The sequence below is a fragment of the Rhodococcus sp. F64268 genome (assembly GCF_023015605.1).
GTDB lineage: Bacteria > Actinomycetota > Actinomycetes > Mycobacteriales > Mycobacteriaceae > Rhodococcus.
Genome location: NZ_JALKAI010000043.1, coordinates 1 through 401 on the forward strand (window position 1 = coordinate 1; position 401 = coordinate 401).

General features: G+C 55.4%; 1 rRNA gene. It reads left to right on the top strand.

What is annotated here, in order from left to right:
- Window positions 1–401, top strand: a 23S ribosomal RNA gene (locus MWU77_RS24465); the annotation flags it as partial.

Sequence of the window (401 nt, forward strand, 5' to 3'; positions counted from 1 at the left end):
CTGTCGGGACCACCCGATAAGCCTGAATACTCCCTGGTGACCGATAGCGGACTAGTACCGTGAGGGAAAGATGAAAAGTACCCCGGGAGGGGAGTGAAATAGTACCTGAAACCGTGCGCTTACAATCCGTCAGAGCCTTCGAGCAGTTTGGTCTGCTGGGGGTGATGGCGTGCCTTTTGAAGAATGAGCCTGCGAGTTAGTGGCATGTCGCGAGGTTAACCCGTGTGGGGTAGTCGTAGCGAAAGCGAGTCCGAATAGGGCGTTTGTAGTGGCATGTTCTAGACCCGAAGCGGAGTGATCTACCCATGGCCAGGGTGAAGCGATGGTAAGACGTCGTGGAGGCCCGAACCCACTTAGGTTGAAAACTGAGGGGATGAGTTGTGGGTAGGGGTGAAAGGCCA